The organism is Paenibacillus sp. OT2-17 (assembly GCF_009827695.1).
Classification (GTDB): domain Bacteria; phylum Bacillota; class Bacilli; order Paenibacillales; family Paenibacillaceae; genus Paenibacillus; species Paenibacillus polymyxa_B.
In genome coordinates, this window is record NZ_WUDQ01000897.1 from 1 (window position 1) to 942 (window position 942).

Below are 942 nucleotides of genomic sequence, written 5' to 3' on the forward strand. Positions count from 1 at the left end.
GGCAGCTGGGTTCTATTGAGAACGGGCTGCATTTTTTTTGCTACTGTTTTGTTGCCGAGGAAGCAAAACTGTGATACGATATTTTTGCTTCCGAGGAAGCAAAATAACAATTTTTAAGGGGAGAATTTAAGTGTTCAAATTTAGATCACACCATGAACAGAACACAGAACAAATTGTAGATAAACACGCTTTAATATTCGGCCTTATCTCTGTATTTCTTTGCGGAATAGGCTTCAGTATCATAGCACCTGTCGTTCCATTCTTAGTACAGCCTTATATAAGCAATCCGGGACAACAAGCTATCGTTGTCACGCTGCTGACCTCTGTTTATGCCTTCTGCGTGTTTTTTGCGGCCCCCGTACTTGGAGCTCTGAGTGACAAATATGGCCGTCGTCCATTGCTCTTAGTATGCCTTTTGGGTTCCGCAATCGGGTACTTGGTTTTTGGCATAGGAGGAGCTCTATGGGTACTATTTGCGGGACGCATAATAGAGGGGATAACAGGTGGGAGCATAAGCACGATCTTCGCATATTTTGCAGACATCATTCCTCCAGAACAGAGAACCAAATACTTTGGATGGGTGAGTGCGGTTGTAGGTGTAGGCACTGTCATTGGTCCAACTGTAGGCGGATTACTTGCCAAGTTTGGTTATTCTGTACCTATGTATTTTGGAGCAATCATAACTTTATTGAATGTTGTTTATGGATTCTTTTTTATGCCAGAGAGCCTTGCCAAGAATAATAGACTGAAAGAGATTACCTTTGTAAGACTGAATCCATTTACACAGCTTGCAAACATACTTTCCATGAAAAACTTAAAAAGGCTACTTGTCTCGGCGTTCTTACTTTGGATACCCAACGGATCTTTACAGGCCGTTTTTTCACAATTTACAATGGATACCTTCGGTTGGAAGCCTGCACTAATCGGACTTATGTTTTCAAT

The 942-nt window shown here is 41.7% G+C and carries 1 protein-coding gene; it reads left to right on the forward strand.

Annotated features, from left to right (window positions below; genetic code table 11):
- Positions 1 to 130: 130 nt before the first annotated feature.
- Positions 131 to 942: MFS transporter (locus GRP75_RS28010; protein WP_160791011.1), on the forward strand; the 812-nt coding region annotated here is incomplete at its 3' end.